Annotated in this window: 19 protein-coding genes; 11 read left to right on the top strand and 8 right to left on the bottom strand. The window is 59.2% G+C overall.

Features of this window, described 5'->3' with window-relative positions; genetic code table 11:
• Nucleotides 1-44 precede the first annotated feature (44 nt).
• Nucleotides 45-320 carry a DUF2798 domain-containing protein gene (locus CLU80_RS27310; protein ID WP_099758985.1) on the bottom strand — a complete coding sequence of 92 codons (276 nt, stop codon included), beginning with the start codon at nt 318-320 and terminating at the stop codon, nt 45-47.
• A 124-nt stretch (nt 321-444) separates the two neighbouring features.
• Between CLU80_RS27310 and CLU80_RS27305 the strand changes: the two genes are divergently transcribed.
• From CLU80_RS27305 to CLU80_RS27275, 7 genes are all read left to right on the top strand, one after another.
• A complete protein-coding gene (locus tag CLU80_RS27305) occupies nt 445-1,356 on the top strand; it encodes a LysR family transcriptional regulator (RefSeq protein ID WP_093433180.1) in 912 nt (303 codons plus the stop codon).
• Nucleotides 1,357-1,444: 88 nt separating this feature from the next.
• Nucleotides 1,445-2,521, top strand: coding sequence for an alpha/beta hydrolase family protein (locus tag CLU80_RS27300; RefSeq protein ID WP_099758984.1), 1,077 nt, complete (start codon nt 1,445-1,447; stop codon nt 2,519-2,521).
• Between the two features lie 2 nt (nt 2,522-2,523).
• A complete protein-coding gene (locus CLU80_RS27295) occupies nt 2,524-2,934 on the top strand; it encodes a GFA family protein (protein WP_099758983.1) in 411 nt (136 codons plus the stop codon).
• A 48-nt stretch (nt 2,935-2,982) separates the two neighbouring features.
• The gene (locus CLU80_RS27290; protein WP_093433186.1) at nt 2,983-3,366 is read left to right on the top strand and encodes a hypothetical protein; all 384 of its coding nucleotides are present in this window, start codon (nt 2,983-2,985) and stop codon (nt 3,364-3,366) included.
• Nucleotides 3,367-3,472: 106 nt separating this feature from the next.
• Nucleotides 3,473-4,312: a glutathione-dependent disulfide-bond oxidoreductase gene (gene yghU / locus CLU80_RS27285; RefSeq protein WP_099758982.1), complete on the top strand. Its 840-nt coding sequence runs from the start codon at nt 3,473-3,475 to the stop codon at nt 4,310-4,312.
• Between the two features lie 256 nt (nt 4,313-4,568).
• Entirely contained in the window at nt 4,569-6,746 is a 2,178-nt protein-coding gene (locus tag CLU80_RS27280) for a TonB-dependent siderophore receptor (RefSeq protein WP_099758981.1), read from the top strand.
• A gap of 137 nt (nt 6,747-6,883) precedes the next feature.
• Nucleotides 6,884-8,077, top strand: coding sequence for a GAF domain-containing sensor histidine kinase (locus tag CLU80_RS27275; protein ID WP_099758980.1), 1,194 nt, complete (start codon nt 6,884-6,886; stop codon nt 8,075-8,077).
• Here CLU80_RS27275 and CLU80_RS27270 read toward each other — a convergent pair.
• Nucleotides 8,074-8,715 carry a LysE family translocator gene (locus CLU80_RS27270; protein ID WP_093433198.1) on the bottom strand — a complete coding sequence of 214 codons (642 nt, stop codon included), beginning with the start codon at nt 8,713-8,715 and terminating at the stop codon, nt 8,074-8,076. The two genes, CLU80_RS27275 and CLU80_RS27270, sit on opposite strands and share 4 nt — an antisense overlap.
• A gap of 456 nt (nt 8,716-9,171) precedes the next feature.
• Here CLU80_RS27270 and CLU80_RS27265 point away from each other — a divergent pair.
• A protein-coding gene (locus CLU80_RS27265; protein WP_286079706.1) for an IS3 family transposase occupies nt 9,172-10,355 on the top strand; the annotation gives its coding sequence in 2 pieces (ribosomal slippage) (nt 9,172-9,436 and nt 9,436-10,355; 1,185 coding nt in all).
• 731 nt (nt 10,356-11,086) lie between these two features.
• On the opposite strand, the gene CLU80_RS27260 is transcribed toward CLU80_RS27265, so the two are convergent.
• Nucleotides 11,087-11,428, bottom strand: a complete 342-nt coding sequence (locus CLU80_RS27260) for a hypothetical protein (RefSeq protein WP_095126388.1) — start codon at nt 11,426-11,428, stop codon at nt 11,087-11,089.
• A gap of 86 nt (nt 11,429-11,514) precedes the next feature.
• Nucleotides 11,515-12,159: an ATPase gene (locus CLU80_RS27255; RefSeq protein ID WP_093433203.1), complete on the bottom strand. Its 645-nt coding sequence runs from the start codon at nt 12,157-12,159 to the stop codon at nt 11,515-11,517.
• A 171-nt stretch (nt 12,160-12,330) separates the two neighbouring features.
• On the opposite strand from CLU80_RS27255, the gene CLU80_RS27250 reads away from it, so the two are divergent.
• From CLU80_RS27250 to CLU80_RS27240, 3 genes are all read left to right on the top strand, one after another.
• Nucleotides 12,331-12,579 (top strand): hypothetical protein, encoded by a 249-nt coding sequence (locus CLU80_RS27250; protein ID WP_093433206.1) that lies wholly within the window; start codon nt 12,331-12,333, stop codon nt 12,577-12,579.
• 147 nt (nt 12,580-12,726) lie between these two features.
• Nucleotides 12,727-13,884 (top strand): GGDEF domain-containing protein, encoded by a 1,158-nt coding sequence (locus tag CLU80_RS27245; protein ID WP_099758979.1) that lies wholly within the window; start codon nt 12,727-12,729, stop codon nt 13,882-13,884.
• An 8-nt stretch (nt 13,885-13,892) separates the two neighbouring features.
• A complete protein-coding gene (locus tag CLU80_RS27240) occupies nt 13,893-14,387 on the top strand; it encodes a PaaI family thioesterase (RefSeq protein ID WP_099758978.1) in 495 nt (164 codons plus the stop codon).
• Between the two features lie 55 nt (nt 14,388-14,442).
• Here CLU80_RS27240 and CLU80_RS27235 read toward each other — a convergent pair whose 3' ends face one another.
• Genes CLU80_RS27235 through CLU80_RS27220 form a run of 4 tightly spaced genes read right to left on the bottom strand, consistent with a single transcriptional unit; the run spans nt 14,443 to nt 22,820 of the window.
• Nucleotides 14,443-14,706 (bottom strand): PAAR domain-containing protein, encoded by a 264-nt coding sequence (locus tag CLU80_RS27235; protein ID WP_093433215.1) that lies wholly within the window; start codon nt 14,704-14,706, stop codon nt 14,443-14,445.
• A 52-nt stretch (nt 14,707-14,758) separates the two neighbouring features.
• Nucleotides 14,759-15,166 carry an Imm1 family immunity protein gene (locus CLU80_RS27230; protein ID WP_093433218.1) on the bottom strand — a complete coding sequence of 136 codons (408 nt, stop codon included), beginning with the start codon at nt 15,164-15,166 and terminating at the stop codon, nt 14,759-14,761.
• A gap of 5 nt (nt 15,167-15,171) precedes the next feature.
• Nucleotides 15,172-19,899 (bottom strand): RHS repeat-associated core domain-containing protein, encoded by a 4,728-nt coding sequence (locus CLU80_RS27225; RefSeq protein ID WP_099758977.1) that lies wholly within the window; start codon nt 19,897-19,899, stop codon nt 15,172-15,174.
• A complete protein-coding gene (locus CLU80_RS27220) occupies nt 19,896-22,820 on the bottom strand; it encodes a type VI secretion system Vgr family protein (protein ID WP_099758976.1) in 2,925 nt (974 codons plus the stop codon). The genes CLU80_RS27225 and CLU80_RS27220 overlap by 4 nt, the downstream gene beginning before the upstream one ends.
• Nucleotides 22,821-22,907 lie beyond the last annotated feature (87 nt).

The following is a 22,907-nucleotide window of genomic DNA, read 5'->3' as shown; positions in this document are numbered from 1 at the left end:
TGCTCGCGAAGTTGGTAGAACAGCCACTGATGACGCGGAGGCTTTCAACGATGCGGATGCACCGTGAACGCCACCAGTTTGATCACGATCGGCCGCACGACCAGGATGCACAGGAACGCCACCGGCATCGCCAGCTTATAGGCGTGCAAGGCATTACTCAGGTAGTTGTTATCAATGCCCGAATTGGCAGCGGTGATCACCAACGACATCAGGAACGCCATGATCGTCGCCATGTACAGCGCAAACACATAAGGCGTAGCACGTGGCGACAGTTTGCGACGGCTGATGATCAGGGCTTCAGAGCTTGTCGGTTGATTCATATGGCTTTTCCATCCATTGACAGGGAGCCCGCACGTTAACAAAGCCTTTCTGCTGCAACTAGACGGTTAATCGCAGGTACTTTATAAAGCAGAACTTACGAATCAACCCTCAACGGGACGATGAATGAATCTGCTGACGGCGATTGCCTGTTTTATCAAAGTGGTCGAAGCCGGCTCGATTGTCGGCGCCGCCAAGACCCTGGGGGTGAGCGCGGCGGCGGTGAGCCAGACGCTCAATCGGCTGGAAGCGCACCTTGGCGTGCGTCTGTTGCAACGTACCACGCGCAGCATGGCGCTCACCGAAAACGGCGCGGTGTACTACGAGAAAGTCCGCCGGATTGCCGCGGATCTGGAATCGGCACAAAGCTCGATCAGCAGCGATGAAACCCATTTGCAGGGTCGGCTGAGTATCGCCTCGACATCGGCGTTCGGCCGCCACGTACTGGCGTCGCTGATTGCCGGTTTCGGCGCACTGCACCCGCGCCTGCTCATCGAACTCTCCACCACCAACGGCAAGATCAACCACATCCAGGACGGTATCGACCTGAGCCTGCGGATCAAACCGCAACTGGAGGACGGCATCGTCGCGCGCAAGATCGTTTCGCTGCCCTTCATCATGTGCGCCGCGCCGGCCTATCTTCAGCGTGCCGGGTGGCCGCAATCGCCGGATGATTTGCAAAACCATGCCTGCCTGGCCTTTCGTTATCCCCTGGACGGGCGTTTTCTGCGCTGGAGTTTTATCCGCGACGGGCAGCGTTTCGACGCCCCTGTCAACGCCACCGCCATCAGTGATGACATTGATGCACTGGCGCAAATGGCGGTTCACGGTGCAGGGATCACGCGACTGGCGGAGTTTGTTGCAGCGCCTTTCCTGGCGACCGGGCAACTGGTGCCGCTGTTTGAACACAGCGTCGTCCAGCCAATGGACATCTATGCCTGCGTGCAAGAACGCGCGGCGATGACGCCGAAGGTCAAAGCCTTTCTGGATTATCTGACAGCGCATCTGGCCACGCGCTGGCCGATGGAAAATGTTTAAGATTCTGGGTTCAAAGAGGCTCGCTGAAGCGCGCGAAATCGGGCAAAGTCCACCTCGCCCAATCGGCCTATCACGGAAGATAACAACAATGAAAAAAACGCTCGGTGCCCTACTACTGATCTGCTTGAGCAGCCACGCCTTCGCTGACGCCCAACCCGTTGGTTTCCAGTACGCCACGCTGGCGGATCCGCGCAATGAGCGCCCGGTAGAAATGGTCGTCTGGTACCCGAGTGCGACCACCGCTGCGACACCACAATTGTTCGGCGACAACCCGGTATTCGTCGGCGCCCCTGCGGTGCTCAACGCCCCGGCCGCCAAAGGCGAGCATCCATTGGTTGTGCTATCCCACGGCAATGGCGGGAGCTGGATCAACCAGACATGGCTGGCCAGCGCGCTGGCCCGTCAGGGTTACATCGTCGCAGCGGTCAACCACCCCGGCACCACCAGCCGTGATCGCAGCCCGCAAGCCGCGGCGCAGTTGTGGCAGCGCCCCGTTGACCTCAGCCGCGCCATTGATGCGGTGACGGCGCAACCGGAAAAATTCGGCGCAGTGACCCAGGATCGCATTGCCATAGTCGGCCATTCGCTCGGCGGCTGGACGGTCCTCGAAGCCGGCGGCGCGCGCTTTGACCCCGAGCGTTTTGCCGAAGACTGCAAGGTCCACACGCAACTCGCCAGTTGCACCGCCTACCAACAAATGAACACTGCAAACACCGCGCAAGCGAAAGCTCAATTGGCCGCCGACTGGCGTGACAAGCGCGTCACTGCCGTGGTTTCACTGGATCTGGGCCTGTCGCGCGGGATGACCGACGCGAGCCTCGCGGCCTACCCCGTGCCGATCCTGGTGATCGCTGCTGGCGTGCCGTCGAAAGAACTGCCCGCTGAACTGGAGTCCGTCGACCTCGCGAAACGTCTGCCAAAAACCTCATCGCGTTATGTCGAGATCAGCGACGCCAGTCACTTCAGTTTCATGGCAATCTGCAAACCTGGCGCCGTGGCCATGCTCGACGAGGATGTACCGGGCGACAGCATCATCTGCACTGATGGCGAGGGCGGTCGTCCACGTGCGGTCATTCAGCAACAGGTGATTTCCCTGATCAGCGGGTTTCTGTCGCAGTCACCTGCCCCCTTGAAACAAGCCATTACCTACAAGGATTCGCAATAACAATGCTCACGCCCTCCCCTCAAACCTTCCGGGGCAGTTGCTTGTGCGGCGCGGTGAAATACCAGATCCGTTCAAGGCCCAAAGCGCTTTCGCACTGCCACTGCAGCCAGTGCCGCAAAAGCCACGGCGCGGCGTTTGCCAGCTATGGCAGCGTGCAGCGCCAGAACCTGGAGTTGCTGGAAGGTGCTGACCATCTGAAGTCGTATCAATCGTCTGAATCGGTACAACGCCAGTTCTGCACGCACTGCGGCTCGTCGCTGTTCTGGGCAAGCAATCAAGGGGAATTCAACGGCTGGATCTCGGTTGCGCTGGGCACGCTCGACACGACGTTCACCACGGAAAAACAGCAACATGTGGAAGTCACGTCGAAGGCGCCGTGGTTTGAAATCAAGGATCAATGGCCGCAGCGCTGAGGCTGAAAGATTCATTTATCAGACGTTGCTTCACCCATTGGAGATCAGATGAAACGCTCAAAAATTGCGGCGTTGGCTGCGCTGGTAATGGCCGCAATAACCGTCATTTCACTGCAGATGTTTCTGTACGACGCCGAGATAACCATGGCTCAGGCATCCATGGGCAGCGTGCCTGTCCAATTGGTCGCACAAATCCTGATCACCATCGCCACTCATCTGTTCGTCGTCCTGATGGTGCCAACGCTCTTGATCGCCTACAGGAGGTACCTCGCCGGCTATGCGGTGCTTGCCCTGTCCCTCGCGGCCTACGCCCAGATGACCACAGGGCTGGGTGTGATCGGGCCGATGATCGCGGTCATCGCCGTCTCGATCCTGGGTTTTTATGGTTTCAGAAAAGCCAGCGAATGGATTCGCTACCTGCGCGCGAAATGACTGATGAGACCGATCAATCGCACTCTGGATCAGGAAGCGGGTTCTGTGGTGTGCTGTCTATTATCAGCGAGGTATTTTTTCCACTTGCCAAGATGAGGCCCCTTACATGAGCAAAGCACCGTACGTTCCGCCCCAGGTCTGGAAAAACGAAGCCCCGTCCGGTGGCCAGTTCGCCAGCATCAACCGGCCGGTTGCCGGGCCGACCCATGACAAGACCTTGCCGGTCGGCAAGCATCCGTTGCAGCTCTACTCGCTGGCCACGCCCAACGGCGTCAAAGTGACGATTATGCTGGAGGAGCTGTTAGCGCTGGGGCACAGCGCTGCCGAATACGATGCCTGGCTGATCCGCATTGGCGAGGGCGATCAGTTCTCCAGTGGTTTCGTCGAGATCAACCCGAACTCGAAAATCCCCGCGCTACTGGACCGTAGCGTTGAGCCGCCGATTCGTGTGTTCGAATCCGGTTCGATCCTGCTGTACCTGGCGGAAAAATTCGGCGCATTCCTGCCGAAGGATCCGGCGGGCCGCACCGAAACCTTGAACTGGCTGTTCTGGCAGATGGGCTCGGCGCCCTACCTGGGCGGCGGTTTCGGACACTTCTATGCCTATGCGCCGGAGAAGATGGAGTACCCGATCAACCGCTTCACCATGGAAGCCAAGCGGCAACTGGACGTGCTCGACCGGCGTCTGGCCGAAAGCGCCTATCTGGCCGGCGACAGCTACACCATCGCTGACATCGCAGTCTGGCCGTGGTACGGGCAATTGGTGCGCAACAACGTTTATTCGGCGGCCGAGTTTCTCGCCGCTCACGAGTACACCCATTTACAGCGCTGGGCCGAGGACATCGCCCAGCGGCCGGCGGTCGTTCGTGGGCAACGCGTCAATCGCACCTGGGGTGATGAAACAACCCAAGTACCCGAGCGTCACCAGGCTGAAGATTTGAACTGACAGCCCTTTCATCACGTTCAGCAGCGGGCCGATCACAAGCGTTTGTGATCGGCCCGTTTTGCTTCTATCTCGCCCCCGAAAAACCACGACTCTGCGCCAACCCGCGCCGTAGAGCGCCCGTCCGATTGTGAAAAATTCGTTAACTAACTGAGCCGTACGCCTTTCTTCACCCGGAATGATCTGACAGACTAATGCGAATAATTCCTACACGCACTCGCACTGGATTCGTTTTCGTATCATTTGGGGAAGCAGATTGATGTCGTTTTGCACCATACACCGCCGCTCAAACCGTTCACCAAACCTGTTGGCACTCGCCATTTGCATGGCCAGCATCACACCGGCGCTGGCCGACGAGGCAACACCTGCCACGTCTGAAACAGCCGCGCCGGCCACGCTGGAACTGGACGCGACAGAAATCGGCGCGACCCAGATGAGCAGCACCACCGAAGACACCCAGTCCTACACCACCGGCCCGATGCGGACGGCGACCAAGCTGTCGCTGACCATGCGCGAAACACCCCAAGCAGTAACAGTGATCACCCGTCAGCGCATGGACGACCAGAACATGACCAGCATCAACGACGTGGTGAAAGGCACGCCGGGACTGTTCCTCAGTCAGGCCAGCGGCCCGGGTCGGCAGACTTACAGCTCGCGCGGTTTCGACATCGACACCATCATGTACGACGGCCTGCCGAGCTCCTATTCGCCGTTCTCGATGGCGGTGCAACCGAATCTGGCGATGTTCGACCGCGTCGAAATTGTCCGTGGTGCGACCGGCCTGGTCACCGGCGCCGGCAACCCTTCGGCGGCGATCAACCTGGTGCGCAAACGCCCGACGGCCGATCAGCGTGTAACCCTCACCGGCGCCGCCGGCAGTTGGGATGACTACCGTGGCGAGATCGACGCCTCCAGCCCGTTGAACGAAAGCGGCACCCTGCGTGGCCGGGTGGTCAGTTCCTATCAAGGCGCCGACAGCTTCCGCGACAAGGAAGAAAACGACCACGGCCTGTTCTACGCCATCGGTGAAGCCGACCTCAGCGACAGCACTACCGCGACCCTCGGCTTCTCGCGTCAGAACGAACAGACCAACTATTTCTGGGGCGGCCTGCCGATCGGCACCAACGGCCACCACCTCGACCTGCCCCGCTCCACCTACCCGGGCACCGACTGGGAAAACCGCAAGCTGCAGATCGATACTGTGTTCGGCGAAGTCGAGCATCGTTTCGACAACGACTGGAAACTGCACGTCGCCGGCTCGTCCTCGACCCTCGACGGCGAGTTCTCCGGGACTTACCTGTCGCGTTACGCCGGCCCGCTGGAAACCACGGCCTATCAATCCCATCACACCGACAAGCAGCGCTCGCTCGACGTGTTCGCCAGTGGCCCGTTCGAAGCGTTCGGCCGCAGCCACGAACTGGTGGTCGGCGCCAGCAACCGGGTGTATGACGCGACCACCAAGGAATACGATCCGTACACCACGGCCTGGCCGATTGGCGCGCCCAAACCTGATTTCGTACGGGACGGCAAAACCCGCACCGTCACCACTCAGGACGCGGTGTACCTGACCACTCGCCTGAGCCTGGCCGATCCGCTGACGCTGATCCTCGGCGGCCGTCTCGACTGGTACGACTACGATGACCGCACGGCCGATGGCGACTACAAAGTCACGCGTAACCTGACCCGTTATGCCGGCCTGATCTACAAGCTCGACGACCATCATTCGGTGTACGCCAGCTACACCGACATCTTCACCCCGCAAACCCAGAAGGACCTCGGCGGCAAGGTGCTCGAACCGATCGTCGGCGAAAACTACGAGGTCGGCATCAAGGGCGAGTACTTCGACGGCGCCCTCAACGCCAGTCTGGCGGTGTTCCAGATGGACCAGACCGGTCGTGCCACCCAGGCCGACAATCAGTTCGGTTGCCCGGTCCTGACCTGCTACGGCTCATCGGGCAAGGTACGCAGCCAGGGCGTGGACATGGAACTGCAAGGCGCGCTGACCGACAACTGGCAGGTCGGCGCTGGCTATACCTATACGCGCGCGCACTACATCAAGGACGAAAACCCGGCCAACAACAATCAACGTTTCGAAACCGACACGCCAGAGCATCTGTTCAAGGTGTCCACCGTCTATCGCTTCCAGGGTCCGCTGCAACACTTGCGCCTGGGTGGCAACGTTTACTGGCAGAGCCGCATGTACAACGACGTCGCTCTGGCCAATAACGGCAGCTACCGCCTTGAACAGGGCGGCTATGCGGTCACCGACCTGATGGCTGGGTACGAGGTCAACAAACACCTGGATCTGCAGGTCAACGCGAACAATATCTTTGATCGCGTCTACTACTCGGCCATCGGCTCCAATGTTACGTGGGGCTCCAACGACAACTACGGCAACCCGCGCAGCTATATGCTGACGGCGAAGTACAAGTTCTGAGTCGCTGACCTTATGATCAGCAACAAGCAAGGGCGCCGGGGAAAGCTACGGCGCCCTTGTACTTTCTGGTCTCTTCATTAGTCATGAGCAGTATTAACCGTTAGTCTCTGAGCGAACTCTTCACGAAGCATCGCGCCATGACCAATCCGGCCTTTACCCCTGACATTGACGCGATCCGCAGCATTGACGCGGTGCCAGTCATCCTGAGCATGGTCAAACACCTCACCGGCATGCGTTTCGCCGCAGTCGCGCGGGTCACCGAAAGCAACTGGGTGGCATGCGCTGTCGATGACTCCATTGATTTCGGGCTCAAACCCGGTGGCGAACTGGTACTTGAATCGACCATCTGCCACGAGATCCGCCAGCATAAGCAGCCGGTGATCTTCGGGCACGCCAGTGCGCACCCGGTTTTTTCGCTGCACCACACGCCGAAAACCTATGGGCTGGAAAGCTACATCTCCATTCCCATCGTCAAAGCCAATGGCGACTTCTTCGGTACGCTGTGCGCCATCGACTCGGTCCCGGCCAATATCGACGAACCGGCCATCACCAAAACACTGACCCTGTTCGCTCAATTGATCGCCATGAACCTGGACACCCAACGCCATCTGGAAGCGACCCGAATCGAGCTGAACAACGCCAATGAACTCGGGCGCCTGCGCGAGCAATTCATCGCCGTTCTCGGCCACGACTTGCGCACACCACTGAGCGCGGTGCGCATGAGCGCTGACTTGCTGGAAAGCAAAACCGAAGACAAACGTTCACTCAACCTGATTGCGGCGATTCGCAACAGCTCGGTGCGCATGGGCGTGTTGATCGAAAACATCCTCGACTTTGCCCGAGGACGTCTGGGTGGCGGGATTCCGGTGCAGCGCAAGTTGGTGGACGACTTGCAGCACACCTTGCAATTGACCCTCGCCGAGGTACAAGCGTCCCATCCCCAAGCGGTGTTTATCCATGAACTGGATGTGCCGGCGGGCATTTATTGCGATGCGCTGCGCATCAGCCAATTGCTTTCCAATCTGCTGGGCAACGCGGCCACCCATGGCTCGAACAGCGCGCCAATCGTCCTCAAGGCGTATGCGGAAAATGACGAGATCGTGATCTCCCTGACCAACCAGGGCACACCGATTCCAGCGCAACTGCTGCCACTGCTGTTTGAACCGTTCTCCCGCGCCGAGGCCGGGCAACGTTGCGAGGGTTTAGGGCTGGGGCTGTATATCGCCTCGCAGATCGCGATGGCGCACAACGGTACATTAAGCGTGACCTCAAGCGCCGAGTCGGGAACCTGCTTCGTGGCGAGACTCCCGGCCCGGTACAAATGGCTTTAAGCCGCCTGCCGCCGCATTGTCAGAATCGCCGCGCCAAAACCGATAAAGGTCGAACCAACCACACGACTGACCCAACGGGACAACGCCGGACGGGTCAGCACGCCCTTCGCGCGCGAAGCCAGCGCGGCGTACACACTCAGTGACGACACTGACAACGCCATGAAGATCGAGGTCAGGATCAGAAACTGCGGCAGCAACGCCGCGCCCTGATCAATGAACTGCGGAAACAACGCAGTAAAAAACATCGTCGCCTTGGGATTGGTCACCGCCGTCAGGAACGCCGACTTGTACAGCTTGCCGCGAGTCGGTCGCACCCTGCCCGCCTCACCTTCAATCCCATCCGGCAGCATCGGCCCCTTTTTGAACAATTGCTTGACCCCGAGGTAGAACAGATACCCGGCCCCGATGATCTTAACCGCGTTAAACAGCACTTCAGAACTGGCCAACAACGCCCCCAACCCCAACATCGCCGCCGCCGACAAACAGAACAGCCCACTGGCATTCCCCAGCGACGACCAGATCGTACTGCGCTGCCCGTGAGCCAGACTGTTATTGATCGCCATCAACGTCGCCGGCCCCGGGCTGGCGATGGCAATTGCCGCGACCAGAGTGAAGGTCAATATCGAGTGAGAATCCATTTTCGCTGCTCGCAAGGTTGAAGATGCCGCATCTTACAACAACCGGCTGCATAGCCCAGATCAAAAGCCCCTCACCCTAACCCTCTCCCGGAGGGAGAAGGAACTGACCGAGGTGATTGCCAGAGTTACGCCGACGTGAAATACCGAGCCGAACTCAAATCCAGAAGCAGATCAAAAGCCCCCCCACCCTAACCCTCTCCCGGAGGGAGAAGGAACTGACCGAGGTGATTGCCAGAGTCATGCCGACGTGAAATACCGAGCTGAACTCAAATCCAGAAGCAGATCAAAAGCCCCCTCACCCTAACCCTCTCCCGGAGGGAGAGGGAACTGATTGAGGTGATTGCGAGAGCTACGCCGACGTGAAATACCGAGCCGAACTCAAATCCAGAAGCTGCAGTGGTCTAATTTCCCCGGACACCCCGATAGGTGGAAAATACATCTATCGAGGAGTTATTCATGACTAAAAAACGCAGGGCATTCGACGACAGCTTCAAGCTGCAAGTCGTGAAGATGATCAAGGACCAGGGACTGACCGTTACGCAGGTTTGCCAGGATCTGAACATTGGTGAGACAGCCGTTCGACGCTGGGTTCAGCAATACGAGGCAGAGCAACTGGGACAGGCCGGAATCGGCAAGCCATTGACGGCGGAACAGCAGCGCATCCGGCAGTTGGAGCAGGAAAATCGGCAGCTCAAGATGGACAACGACATCTTAAAAAAGGCTACCGCCTTCTTTGCCCGCGAGCTGAAGTAACGTATCGACTGGTTCGGCAGCTGCAACAGAAGGCTTACTCAGTGGCACATGTCTGTCGGTTGCTGAGCATCAGTCGTTCGGGCTTCTATGAGTCTCAGAAGCGTGCTGATGCACCTGTTCGGCAGAGTTGTCCTGTTGTTGTGCAACTCAAGGCGTCTTTTGCCGAGAGTGGAGGCTGCTACGGCAGCCGCCCTTTGCGCGACGCTTTGCGTGCCAAGGGCATGCTTGTCGGGCTGTATAAAATCCGTCGTTTGATGCGAGCTCATGGGCTGCGTTCGGCTTGGAAGCGCAAGTTTGTACACACGACCGATAGCAATCATGACCTGCCGATTGCAGAGAATGTACTGGGCAGAAAATTTGATCAAGTGGCGCCAAACAAGGCTTGGGTGGCTGACATCACCTATATCCGCACCCGCAGTGGCTGGCTGTATCTGGCCGTGGTATTGGACTTGTTTTCACGCAAGATAGTGGGCTGGTCGATGGCTCCGAATATGCCGGCAGAGCTGGTGTGCACCGCGATGCAACTGGCTATCGCGCAGCGTCAACCGCCGCCAGGCTTGATTGCCCACTCAGATCGGGGTAGCCAATATGCGAGTGCAACTTACAGAGAATTACTGGCAAGAAACGGCATGCAGCAGAGCATGAGCCGCAAAGGTAATTGCTGGGACAACGCAGTGATGGAGCGCTTCTTTTTGAGTTTGAAAATGGAGCGGGTATGGCGCCGTGACTACGCGAACCATGCTGAAGCAATCCGCGACATCACCGAGTACATCGTTGGGTTTTACAACAACGAACGGTTGCACTCGAAACTGGGATATCTGCCACCGACCGCTTACGAGCGGGCGATGGCGTCAAAACCACCTATCGAGGTGTCCGGAATTAGTTGACCACTGCAAGCAGATCAAAAGCCCCTCACCCTAACCCTCTCCCGGAGGGAGAGGGAACTGATCGAGGTGATTGCGAGAGCTACGCCGACGTGAAATACCGAGCTGAACTCAAATCCAGAAGCAGATCAAAAGCCCCCTCACCCTAACCCTCTCCCGGAGGGAGAGGGAACTGACCGAGGTGATTGCGGGAAATACACCGACATGAAATACCGAGCTGCACTCAAATTCGGAAGCAAATCAAAAGCCGCACCCACCCCGCTCTCTTCACCACTCAACAGGATGAGCGTTAGCTCGGCTGCAGCTCTTGATCTTGCCGTGCTGGCCCCTTCGGCAGGCTGAGTGGAGGGATTGATCCGGGGGTGGGAGCGCAGCGACCGTTTGGCGAAGCCAAACACAGCGAGAGGAGGTGCAGCGAAGCAAACCGTAGGCGCTGCGCCCGGATCGATCCCGGAGCGAAGGAACCCCGAGCCCCAGCGAGCGGGCCGAACGCCGGGGCCCAGCCTTTTGCTTACTTTTCGGCGTCTGGAAAAGTGAGTCGCTGTAAGAGCGAAACCGCCAGCGGCGACACCCGCAGAAACGGATATTCACAAAGAACACCCAGAGCATGGTCGGCCCAAAGGCCGCCAAGCCAAAACAAAAAAAAGCCCCGCAACCACACAAGGGCGCGAGGCAAAAAATTGGTTGGTTGCGGCCAACCAAAGGAGCTCAGTCAATACGTAAAAAAGCCAAAATCAGATGCAATCCTGCGCCGCCCGCTCAAAACTCGAAGGCAAAAGATTCGAAGCCAGCAAATGGCGCTCATAGATAAACACCTTGCCGCCATTACCGGCCTTATAAGCCTCCAGCACGTTGTCAGCAGAAATCTTGCTCGGCACCACAATCCGATAACTACGCTGAGTCTGCGAAACCGTCGGATTCAACGCACTGCCCTGCAACTTCGGCACAACACAATCGGCGTACTGCGCAGGCGTCTTGCTGGTCTGCAACGTCAGGCTCGGATTGTTCGGCGCCGAAGCGCAACCGGCGAGCAGCAAAGAGGCAACGGCCAGAGCGGGCACAAATAAAAGACGCATCGGTGTCATCCTGAAAATAAAGGTTCGGTTCAACCGGCAACGGTTCAGCCTCACGGAGCCGCCGTCGCCATTTATGTTTTAAGTGATCAGCTCGACGCCACCAGCGCCTTGAGCGACACATCGAATTGCTTCAACGCGTTGAGTTGCAGGTCACGCTGCTTGCCGATCTGTGCAGCGATGGCCGGTGCCGCCTGGTTATGCACCCAGACCGAAGGCAACTGCTTCTCGACGGCGCCTTCTGCCTTGCCGATGTATTGCAGGTCGGCGTCGTAGAAGCGTGCGGTAAAACGCGCTTCAACCAGACTGTTGCGCTGCGTCAGCAAGCGGTTGAAGGTGTCGAGCTTCACCACCACGTCCGGATGCGCCTGTACCAAAGCATCAAGGTTGTCGTAAACGGTCACCGACAAGAACTGCTGTTGCAGCGAACTCACCAGCCAGTCGATGGCCAGCTCCGGATCGGAACTGTCGACGAACGCTTCACGAATCCGCGAATCCAGCGCGTCTTTCGCGCCGTTGACCGCCATGTTGTGGTAACGCTCAAGGTATTGCAGGTTGTCCAGGGTGTTCTCGCTGAGCAACACACCCACGGTTTGCGAATGCTGCAACGTGGCGCTGCTGCCCGTGATGGTCTGGAAGTGACACGACCCGGCGTCGGCTGCGTAAGTCGGAGCTGTGAACAGTGCGCCGCCTGTCAGCAGGGCGACAAAAGCCAGTCGGGTCAGGGTGTTCATCGCGCAAATTCCTTGAGCTGCGTGTTCGATGGAAGCGATTTTCCGCCGAATGCCGACAAAGCAGAACTTGCGTTTCGTGATGGTCACTATTACTTCTAGCAATAGTTGCGCGACGTGCAGACTGATACACACTCAACCACAACGAGAAAAACAGCCCATGAGGAGTTCGCCTTGAGAACGTTTGACCTGATCCGTGACGCCGTTCTGCCCGATTTTCGCGAGCGTGTGGCCGAATATCTGGTTCAGTACGAAAGCGTATTGCTGGACAAAGGCATTACCGACCCGCAGCTCATCCAAGACACCGCCAACCAGTTGCGCGGTTACCTGCGCGGGCTTAACACCACCCGGGTGCTGGGCATGGCCTATTGGGAAGAGCTGGATCGCCGAGTTGTCGACACCTGGCTTGAGCCCAAGCCATGACCGATCGGCACGGCGGTCAGGGCGGCGGCGAGCGACCGCGCCCTCCCCGCTGCCAATGATCTGCGCGGCAACACGACCTCTGCGAAAAAGCCGCCCGAACGCTTACAATCGCCGGTCAAACTGCCACTCAGACAGGCTCATCAAGAAATGCCGCTCGACCCACCTACGATGCTGACCCTTTCCATCGCCCTCGCAGCCGCCGCAGCGCTGTACCTGGCGATCGAATGGCGCAGCATTCGTGAGCCTTCGCTGCTGTTCTGGAGCGCCGGTTTCGCCACCATCACGGTCGGTTCCACCCTGGCCCTGCTACGCAGCAGCGGCTTTTTGCTGATCGGCATCTGGTTCGCCAACGGCCTGCTGGTGACCGCGCATTTCCTGTTTCTGCTCGGCGTCGCGCGTTTCACGCAGATACGCTTGTCGACGGCCTGGTACCTGATCTTTGTCACCTGGCTGGTCTTGCTGCTGTTGCCGGAGGGGCCGCTGTGGTCGAAGGTCATGCTGGCGGCCAATTCGTTGCTGGTGGCGCTGTCGACCCTCAAGGCCAGCTCGCTGCTGCGCCCCCATGGCAAATCGTTGAGCGTCGGCGCGGTGCAGTTGCGCTATGTGCTGCTCGGTCACGGTATTTTCTACGTGGCCAAAGCGCTGACTGTGGTGATCCCCGGCACGCTGATCGATCTGGCGGCGTTTCGCGGCGAGATCATTCAGATTTCCCTGGTCGAGGGCGCGATGGCAATCATGTTGATCGCCCTGTCGATGACCGGCACCGAGCGTTATCGCCGCGAAAAACAGATCGCCCGCCTCGCCGAACGCGACCCGCTGACCGCTTTGTATAACCGCCGCGCCCTGGAAAAACGCGCGCCGCGCCTGTTCGAACAGGTTTCGCCGGCGCATCCCGGCGCCTTGCTGCTGATCGACATCGACAACTTCAAACTGGTCAACGACCAATACGGCCACACCGCCGGCGATCGTTTGCTGATTACCTTGAGCGAGATGATCCGCTCGGTGCTGCCGCGCAATGCGCTGACGGCGCGCCTGGGCGGTGACGAGTTTGTCATTTTGCTCAGCAGCACCTCAGGTGAGCGCGTCATGGAACTGGGCAACGCGTTGCGTCAGCAGTTTCTGAGCATGACCTCCCAGACGTTCCCGACCACCGCTGCGGTGACCCTGAGCATCGGCGCCAGCCTGTTCGACGAGCCGCCCGCGCACCTGACGGCGCTGATCGAACAAGGCGACGCCGCCCTCTACGAATCGAAACGCGGCGGACGCAATCGTCTGCGCCTGACCGGACTCACTCCTCCAGGATAATAAAAACCATGTCCAGCCTCGATACTCCCCTGCAAGACCTCGCCGCCCCCGAAGGCGTTTGCTACGGCTGCGGTGGCCGCAACCCGCACGGTCTGCACGTCAAAAGCCGCTGGCACGAAGACGGTGTTCACGTGATCGCCGAACACCTGCCGGACGCCAAGTACTGCGGCTGGCCGGACCTGGTCTACGGCGGCCTGCTCGCGATGCTGGTCGACTGCCATTCCAACTGGACGGCCATGGCCTACCACTACCGCGCCGAACACCGCGAACCCGGCAGCCTGCCGCGCATCGACTGCGTCACCGGCAACCTCGGCATCAAATTCATCAAGCCGACACCGATGGGCGTGACGCTGACTCTGCGCGCGAAAGTCGAGGGTGACGTCGGGCGCAAGACCCGGGTGATCTGCGAGGTGTTTGCCGGGGAAGTCCTGACGTCAGTGGGCGATTCGGTGTTTGTGCGTGTCGATACCGGGCAACTGGCGGATGCGGCACACGGGCGATAAACCTGGCGAGCCTACCTGGCTTGTCAAACCGTTACCGGCAGGCCCTGGCGACTGTTCAACTGACCACAGCCCCTTTGGGGCCGCTGGCAATCAGGGCGGCGCCACAAGCGGTTTTCATGCCGTCCAACGCCACAGGCGTGCCATCAACGGTGTAAGTGCTACTGCCCTCGGCGATGGGGAAAATCCCTTTGCACAGAGGGCAGCTTACCTTGTGTCCGACACCGGCAATGGGCTTGCCATTGAGATCGGTTTGAGAGAATGCCTCAAGGACCGTGCCACCATGCGTGGTGGAGTCACCCAAGCGAATCGCGTCTTTCACAGCATCACTCCTTTGCCGTTCAATCAGGCCCGACGGTCTGACCTTCGCCCCCTCATTCTTCAATCTCCCACGCCAATCCCGGGTCCGCTTTGCCGTGTTCGCAAAAATACAGCAACGCTTTCCGGGCACTTTCTTTGCCGACAACCTGGTTTTTCGGGTAACTCCCGGACTGCCCACCGACGACGACATCAACCGTCTCATCGCTTGATGCATCAGGAGTGGTCAGTGTGTACAGCTTCTCGTCGACGTTGACCGCGATAAACACAACATAGCGATGGTCGTTCCCCCCGCCCACGCTCATGTAGTTATCGTCATCGAGCAAAAACAGTGTCGAACTGCACGCCTTTCCATCCAGTCGATCCAGAGTTTCGAGTACCTTTGCGCGGTCGGGACTCAAGTGCTCTCGCTCTTTGAAAGTCTCGCCCTTTGCTTCGTCTTCTATGATTTTTTCCAGCTTCATGATCACTACTTCGTTGGTGTGTAAGTTCGGCTGCCACTGGGTGAATGCACGGTAATATTACATCCCAGATTTCGAGCCAGTGAACGAATACCCCCTGCGCCCGGCAACCCACAAGCCTTGCACGGATCGCGGTCGACCCACATTTCGGCACTTTCGGCTTTACCTGCCATGCCCGCATTCACGGCATGTTGCACCGCTTCAGCCTCCGCGTGGGTTTTGGTTTGCGCATTTACCCGATCGAGGGTAATCGCCGTCTTGGGATTCTGATCACCTGAGTTTATACCCTCGAAACTCTGACCATTGACCCTCAATAAAGACAATGTCGATGTGTCATTGGCAGAACCTGCGACGGGTAGACCCAAGGCTTTCCTGCGATCAGCCAGTTGCTGCCGTGGATCACAGGTTTCCAGGCCCAGCGGATCGATCCAGCCCGTCGGGTTTGGTGCATAGACATAAAGATTCAAGCCACCGGCATAGCTGATCGGGTCTTTGCTGATGAAACGACCGACCTGCGGATCGTAGTACCTGTAGCGGTTGTAATGCAGGCCCGTCTCATGGTCATGGTACTGCCCCTGAAAACGCAGTGGATTCGTCAGCCCTTGTTGCCTGGCCCGATCTGAACGCTGTTCCTGAACTTGGCCCCACGCCTTGTATTGCGCACTCCAGACGATTTCACCTCGCTGGTCAGTCAGTTCCTGTGGCGTGCCCAAGTGATCGCACTGATACCAGCTCAACTCATCGATCGGTTGGGCCTTGGGTGCGTGGCTCCACAACGGATCATCGTCCAGTCGATATTCGTCGCTGTAGTCGGGCTGCTCCGACAGTTTGATTGCCTGATGCCGCAGTGCCTGAGCGACAGGCACAAAGGTGCCAGGCTCGTACACGTAATGCACGGTACGACCATAGTCACCATCCACCTGTGCCAGGCTACTTTCCCAGGCTAGAACGTCACCGTCCCAACCATATAACGTGAAGCCGCAACCCGACTCGCGCTGCTTGCGTGCGTATTCGTGATGGTTCCATTGAGAGCCGGCTTCAGGGTGCTGTTTAAAGTGCGCACGGGAGTGTTTGTAAACCCTGCGGCCCAGCGCATCGTAGGCGTAATCGACCTCCAGACGGGCGTCGTCAAAATGCACCAGACGGTCGAACAGATCCCAGCGCAGCCGGCTGTAACTGCCGTTATGCCAGCGCTGGATCAGGTTGCCCCGCTCGTCATACTCATAATGAGTGCCGGCGTACTCGCGCAGCAGGTTATCCAGAAGCTTGCTGCGGGTCGGGTCCTGATCCAGCGGGCGTCGGGTTTGCCGGGCCGTATCGTCGAGCAGATTGCCAGCCGGGTCGAAGGCAAAGGTTTCCACACCCAGGCGACTGCTCGCCTGAAGCAGACGACCGACCGGGTCGTATTGATAAGCCAACGTCCCTCGGCGAGTATCGTCAATACCGCGCAACTGACCTGCCGCATCGTACTGATACTCGCGTTTGAGGACAGTGCGCTTATCGTCGGCGCGCCCCAGCAGTTGCTCCTGCAAACGTCCGGCGGGGTCCCACTGCTGGGTTTGCAACAGATGATTGCCCTGATGCCGCGCAACTTCACGATGCAGGTCGTCGCGCTCGAAACCGATAAGGTCATGTTCATCGAGGCGCATGCCCAACAGATGACCGCTGCCGTAAGTCAGCCAACTGACCCGATGACCGTCCGGACGCAGCGTGGCCACTCGCTGATTGAGCGCATCGTATTCATGTCGCCAGATCGCGACCGAGGGTTTTTCCAACCCCAGAAAATGCTGATGTTCGCGCAGCAGGTTGCCAGCCGGGTCATGGAACCACTGCAAGCGGCTCTGATCGTTACTGGCCAGCACCAGGTTGCCGTTACCATCGTAGGCGAAGGTTTCCGCTTGCGACTCGCTGCCCAGCGTCGCCAAACGGCTGATCATCCGGTTCATCGGGTCGAACTGGAATTCGGTGAGGCGCTCGCCGTCGCGAATGGAGGCCAATCGCCCGGTCTCGGTGTCATAGCGATAGTGTTTGCTGCGCCCATCGAAGCCGGTTTCATGGAGCAAGCGCCCTATCGGATCGTACTCGAACTGCACCCGCTGCTGGTTCTCGTTTTCCAGGGCGGTCAGCCGCCCCAGTCGGTCCCAGCGATAGCGCAACGTCTGCTCCGTGGCATCCACTCGCTCGGCCACCAGCCCCGCAGCCGTGTAACGCCAGGAGGTGCAGCGGTCCAGCCCGTCGACATGCGCCAGCAAACGACCTTCAGCATCGTAAGTGAAACGTTCTTCGGTTTTATCCGGATGCCTGATCAGCACCCGCTGGCCGGCACGGTATTGGTACTCGGTGCTTTGCCCGGCCGCGTCGGTGAAGCAAATCAACTGCCCAAGACTGTTGTACTCCCAGGTACTGGCCTTGCCGGAGCAGTCGGTATATTTCGTCAGTTGACCGGCATCGTTGTATTCAAGTTTCTTCTCGGCGCCGTTGGCGTCCTTGATCGCTTTGAGCAGGCCTGCCGAGGTGTAGGCGTATTCGGTCTGGTTGCCCAATGGGTCAATGGCTTTCTCCAGATTGCCGTGAGCATCATAGTCGCGCAGCCAGAGCCCGCCTTCGGCGTCGCTGATCTTGATCAACTGATCTTGATCGTCATACGCAAAATGCACGACGGTGTCGTCGGCACGAATATGCTCAAGCACATTGCCCCGTTCGTCATAGCTGAAGCGGTCGATGCTGCCGTCGGTGTGCACATGGCGCACGACGTTTTTCGCCTCATCGCGAAACAGCCATTCCGAGCGTTCATCCGGGTGTCGAATGCGATAGGTGTAGCCAAGGATGTCGTAGTAGTGCCAGGTCTCGTTGCCATGGGCATCGGTGACATACGTCAGGCGGATGTTTTCGTCCCATTCCAGCCGGGTATCGAAACTGCCGTCATCCGCCCATTCGCGGACGGCTTTGGCATCAGCGCCCTGACCTTGCCATTGCAGGTTCATCCCGCGCCCGGTGCGATCGGTGTAACGCGTGACCAGATGGTGCTGGTATTGATAATTCCAGGCCGCGCCGTTTTCATCCTGGGCCTGGATCAGATCACCGCTGGCGTCGTAGCGATAGGCACACAATTGACGCTTGGGTGCACCGTCGCGAATTTCCCAGAGACCGATCAGGTGCCCTTGCGCGTCGAGCAGGGTGCCGAGCTGCAAGTGGACGTTGCTGATATCGCCTTCGTAGGTAATCAGATCCGACAACACCGCCTCGTCGTCGTGACGGTGTTCGTAGTGAAGCATGACCCCGGCACCGCTGCGCAGGACGATACCGATCAGCACGTAACGCTGACCGCGGCGCACGTAGGTTTCCTTGCGCTCGATACCGCTGCACAGCACCAGCCGGTTTTCGTCGACCCGCACCAGCGTCAGGCTTTCAACCGGGTCGTAATGGGCCTCACCGACTTTGGGCAGTGGGTAATTGTGGCTACGTCCATCTGCCGCGTGAAACACCAGGCCGTCATCGACGCGATCGAAACGGGTGGTGAATTCGGTAATCCAGCGAGCGCCCATGTCCCCTTTGTCATAGGCCTCCAGGCGCGAGTAATACGTGCGCGTCCAGTTGATCGGGAACGGGCCCGGCAGGCTGAAATCAGTGTGACGGAAAGTCTCCGAGCCCATCGAGAAACTGATGCTGTGCGCGGTAATCGGGCACACCACGTTTTTTCTGCAATTAGGGTCGGCTTTCGCCCCGGCTTGCTTGGACTGCATCTCAAGCTGACCTTCCCCGGCCTTGCGCTTGGCCTGGGTGGTGCCGCCGGGTTTGACGTTCGTACTCTGACCATGCGCCTTGCGCTTACGCCAGGTGACCACGGCGCCACCGAGCATCTGCAACAGCCAGCCGATGGAGTGTTGAACACCCGGATCGCTGAGCTTCTTCAGCTGTGTTCGCAGCTCTACGCCCAAAGTCCGCAGCATGGACGTATTGCTGAGCACCAATGCCTTGGCTTTTTCCGGCAGCAGGTTTTTCGCTGCGCTGTTGGCTACGCCTTTGCCGGCGGCCTTGTAGGCACTGAACGCTGCACCAAAGATGTTGCCGATGGCCGCTTTGGGGTCATGCAGTAACTGGCTGCGCGCCGCCGTGATCTTTGAACCCGCAGCGTTGAGGTCGCCCTTGGCATCGAGTTTGCCATTGACGACGGTTTCCAGCCCCTTGGCAATCTCGTTCACCGCGCTCTGGCCCAGTTTGCCAGCGTCGTCGAGAATGCCAGCGAGTTTGGGCTGCGCCTGTTTTACGAAGTCATCGATCGTGCCGACAATGGTCGCGTTCAAATGCCCGATCAACACTTCGATCAGCGAATCACCCAGAAGCATCTTCGCGCTGTTACGCAGTTCCTGGCGCACCAGGCCCAATGTCGGACGCAGCGTCATGCGTGCCGATGCCATGGTTGGAGGGGCCGGCAGTACGCCAATCAGGTTGATCCCCAGGCTGACCCAGTCCAGCACTTGGCGCTGCTTGCTTTTGGCCAGGGTCACGATGTCGCCAAGGGCGTCGACCAGCGCCATGATGTTACCCACCACCGGCAAGGCGCCGGCAACGTTCTTCACACGGTCGAGCGTGACAACCCCGCCACTGATCGACTGCAGCCAGGCATCGAATTTGGCGGCGCCGCGACCGACGTCTTGAATATCGATGGTGTTGAGCGGAACGACAGCAACCTGGGGTTCACGTTTTTTATCGGGCGCAGGAGTCGGAGTAGTCATGACATGAACTCATCTGGCAGCAAGCTTGAGGCCGGACTCAGGCCGGGCGTTTGAATCGCGTTTTTGGGCAACGAAACGGCAGGCAAACTCGGCAACTTGCCGTTCTTGCTCGCGGCGCCGAGGATGCTCGACGCACTCGGCAACGCCGCACTCGCCAATTTCGGCAATCCAGCCGCGCCACCCTGCACAACACCCTTAACCTGCTGCGCTGTTTGCATCGCACCTTGCGCCGTCTGCATCGCACTCATCCCTGTTTGCGCCATGTCCTTGCCCTTCTCCAACATGTCCCAACTCTTGCTCGGCAAGACCTGCGCGACCATCGCCTGCACTTGGCTCGGCACCTCTTCAGGCCCCGGTGGATTCAACGGCCACTCAGGTTTGCCGATGTAACTGCCATCGCTCCACGTATCCGCCGGATCCTTGCCGAACAGCACTTGCGCCGGCCCCGGTGCGGCGCCGGTGACGCTGGCGAAACCTTTGCCATCGAGCTTGCCCTTGATGCTTTTGCCCAGCGCATCGATGACTTCGTAATCGCCTTCCTTGATGCCCTGACGCCCGGCGTACTGGTTGAACAATTCAAGGTTGCCCTTGCCCGGTTTCGGTGGTTCCGGGAATACCCCGGCCAAAGATTTCGCCCCGGTGTAGGCAAAGTTCGCCGCGTGCGCGGTGTATGGGCCGCTGGTGGCGTGGGTGATGCCGCCGGCGTTGTAGGTGGTGGCGCTGCCACCACCCTGAATCACCAGTTCGGTTTTCGCGGTGATGGTGATGCGGTCGGCATTGGCAGTGATGTTGAGTTTGGCCAGCAGGTTGATGCTGTCCTTCAGTGCGCGCACATCGATGTCGCCGGAGGCCGCGACCAGACGCCAGCCCATGCTCTGCACGAACAGGCGCATGCCGCGACTGGCGCTGGCCAACAGGCGTTTGCCGATCGACAGGCTGGTGTGGCCGGTGCTGCTCAATGCCAAATGTTCGCCAGTGGCGATGTGGCTGGAGCGCGGCGTGGTCAGGGCGATGCCGGCCGGGCTGGCGAGAACCAGATGCGGTTCGGTGAATTCGGGGAATTCGTTGGCGGTGAGGTTGGCTGGACCGCTGCCGAGCACGCCTTGGTGCTGGGCGTGCAGCGCTTTGGCGACGTCGTCCTGATCGCCGGCCTCTTGGGCCTGAAGCTCTTTGGCCTGAACGGCAAAACCGTCCTGCTGATCGCTGGCCGTGGCGAGGCGCTCGGCAGTTTCCGGCAGATCCTTGTGGTGCTTGGATTCGTTCGGCCGTGGCTCGGTGGTGATCAAGAGACCGGCCCCGGCACGTACTGCGCCGTGGCGGTCGGTTCTCAACTCAAAACCTTCGCCGCGCGGTTGACCACCGCTTGGGCGCGGATGGGTCAGATAACCGAGGTTGATTGCACTCGCACCGTGATCACTGCGCAACGCGATGCTGATCTCGCTGGTGGTGTCGTCGATGCGCAGTTCGTTGGCGCGACTGCCCTTGTATTCCTTGCTCTTGACCGTGGCCAGGGTCTTGAAATCCGGCAGTTTGTACGGCGGCAGGTTCGCGCCGTGGTACAGGCAACCGGTGATCAGCGGCTGATCGGGATCGCCTTCAAGGAAGGTGATCAGCACCTCCATGCCGACCCGCGGAATGTTGATCGAGCCAAAAGTCTCGGCAGCCCAGCTCGATGCGACGCGCATCCAGCAACTGGTCATGTCGTCGTGCTTGCCTTCGCGGTCCCAGAAGAACTGCACCTTGACCCGGCCATACTGGTCGCAGTAGATCTCTTCGCCTTCCGGGCCGCAGACCACGGCACTCTGGGTGCCGAGGACTTTCGGTTTCGGGTGATCGAGCGGCGGACGGTACGGCACGTCCCACGGGATCGCGCTGAAGCGGTTGCGGTAGCCCTGGTGGAAATCGTCTTTGTTGTCGGTGGTGTCGCTGGTCACCGACTCTTCCAGCACTTGCGGCTGCTTGCCTTCGTGGAAGATTTCGGTGAGCAGCCAGAGGTCGTTCCAGGTCGAGTTGGCGTGCTCGGTCAGAGCAAGGAAATGCCCGCTGACCAGAATCGGCTGATCGCTGTTGCCCTCGGCCAGACGGTAGTCGCTGCGATGACGTTCCAGTGCGCGATTGGCCAGGTGTTTGCCGCGCTCGCGATCAACGAAACGACCCGGGTAATCGTAGTCCTCGAGGTCCGGCTGGGCGCTGCTTTTGGCGTCGCTTTCCAGCTCGATCTTCGGTTTGACGAAATCGTAATCGCGGCGCGTGGTGCGGCTGGTGCGGGTGGCCAGACGCAGGCCGAAGCGCTTGACCACCGGTTTGTCGGCAACCAGTCCGGAGTCCTGCTGATAGGCCACTGGCGCGAGTTTCGGGAACACCGTCTGGTCATCGCCGAAGGTCAGTTTGTGGCCGCTGGACGTGTGCTGGAAGTGGTAGTGAATGCCCTCTTCTTCACACAGGCGCTGGATGAAATCCAGGTCCGACTCGTCGTACTGCACGCAGTAGATCCGTTCCGGATAAATCGCGCTGAGCTGGAAGTGGTAGTCGCTGGCGAGAATGCCGTGCTCTTCCAGGACCTGGCTGATGATCTGTTGCACGGTCATCTGCTGGAAGATGCGCTGGTTGACTCGATGCGCGAGGTACGCCAGTTGCGGGCGCAAGGAAATCTTGTAGCGCGTCAGGCGCTTGCCCGCCTCGCCCTGGGCAATGCTGTAGACCAGCCCGTGAATGCCAGTGCCAGTTGGCGACAGCTGAAGAAACGCCAGTTTGTGCAACACGCTTTCGAGGTTGATCGAGGCCTTTTCGCTGACCAGTTCCAGCTCGAATTCGAACGGCGTGTTAAGGGCCTCACGACCGGTGAACGACAGCACCTGAAAGTCGCTGTCGACACCATCAACGGTCAGATTGAAATGAGGCTGGTTGGCCGGTGAGAACATTCCCTTGTCCCTCGCGCAGTGCTGCAACACGCCTCAGGGTGCAAGAGCCTGAGGCGAAGAATTGCTTGATCGAACAGTGAACTCGAC

Origin of the sequence: Pseudomonas sp. 29, assembly GCF_002754355.1 — a bacterium.
Taxonomy (GTDB): domain Bacteria; phylum Pseudomonadota; class Gammaproteobacteria; order Pseudomonadales; family Pseudomonadaceae; genus Aquipseudomonas; species Aquipseudomonas neuropathica.
This window is presented reverse-complemented; position numbering and strand designations above follow the sequence as displayed.

Bases quoted from the DNA above. Each gene is read 5' to 3' on its own strand.
- CLU80_RS27310 (WP_099758985.1), bottom strand. From the start codon at position 320: ATGAATCAACCGACAAGCTCTGAAGCCCTGATCATCAGCCGTCGCAAA.
- CLU80_RS27305 (WP_093433180.1), top strand. From the start codon at position 445: ATGAATCTGCTGACGGCGATTGCCTGTTTTATCAAAGTGGTCGAAGCC.
- CLU80_RS27300 (WP_099758984.1), top strand. From the start codon at position 1,445: ATGAAAAAAACGCTCGGTGCCCTACTACTGATCTGCTTGAGCAGCCAC.
- CLU80_RS27295 (WP_099758983.1), top strand. From the start codon at position 2,524: ATGCTCACGCCCTCCCCTCAAACCTTCCGGGGCAGTTGCTTGTGCGGC.
- CLU80_RS27290 (WP_093433186.1), top strand. From the start codon at position 2,983: ATGAAACGCTCAAAAATTGCGGCGTTGGCTGCGCTGGTAATGGCCGCA.
- yghU (WP_099758982.1), top strand. From the start codon at position 3,473: ATGAGCAAAGCACCGTACGTTCCGCCCCAGGTCTGGAAAAACGAAGCC.
- CLU80_RS27280 (WP_099758981.1), top strand. From the start codon at position 4,569: ATGTCGTTTTGCACCATACACCGCCGCTCAAACCGTTCACCAAACCTG.
- CLU80_RS27275 (WP_099758980.1), top strand. From the start codon at position 6,884: ATGACCAATCCGGCCTTTACCCCTGACATTGACGCGATCCGCAGCATT.
- CLU80_RS27270 (WP_093433198.1), bottom strand. From the start codon at position 8,715: ATGGATTCTCACTCGATATTGACCTTCACTCTGGTCGCGGCAATTGCC.
- CLU80_RS27260 (WP_095126388.1), bottom strand. From the start codon at position 11,428: ATGCGTCTTTTATTTGTGCCCGCTCTGGCCGTTGCCTCTTTGCTGCTC.
- CLU80_RS27255 (WP_093433203.1), bottom strand. From the start codon at position 12,159: ATGAACACCCTGACCCGACTGGCTTTTGTCGCCCTGCTGACAGGCGGC.
- CLU80_RS27245 (WP_099758979.1), top strand. From the start codon at position 12,727: ATGCCGCTCGACCCACCTACGATGCTGACCCTTTCCATCGCCCTCGCA.
- CLU80_RS27240 (WP_099758978.1), top strand. From the start codon at position 13,893: ATGTCCAGCCTCGATACTCCCCTGCAAGACCTCGCCGCCCCCGAAGGC.
- CLU80_RS27230 (WP_093433218.1), bottom strand. From the start codon at position 15,166: ATGAAGCTGGAAAAAATCATAGAAGACGAAGCAAAGGGCGAGACTTTC.
- CLU80_RS27225 (WP_099758977.1), bottom strand. From the start codon at position 19,899: ATGACTACTCCGACTCCTGCGCCCGATAAAAAACGTGAACCCCAGGTT.
- CLU80_RS27220 (WP_099758976.1), bottom strand. From the start codon at position 22,820: ATGTTCTCACCGGCCAACCAGCCTCATTTCAATCTGACCGTTGATGGT.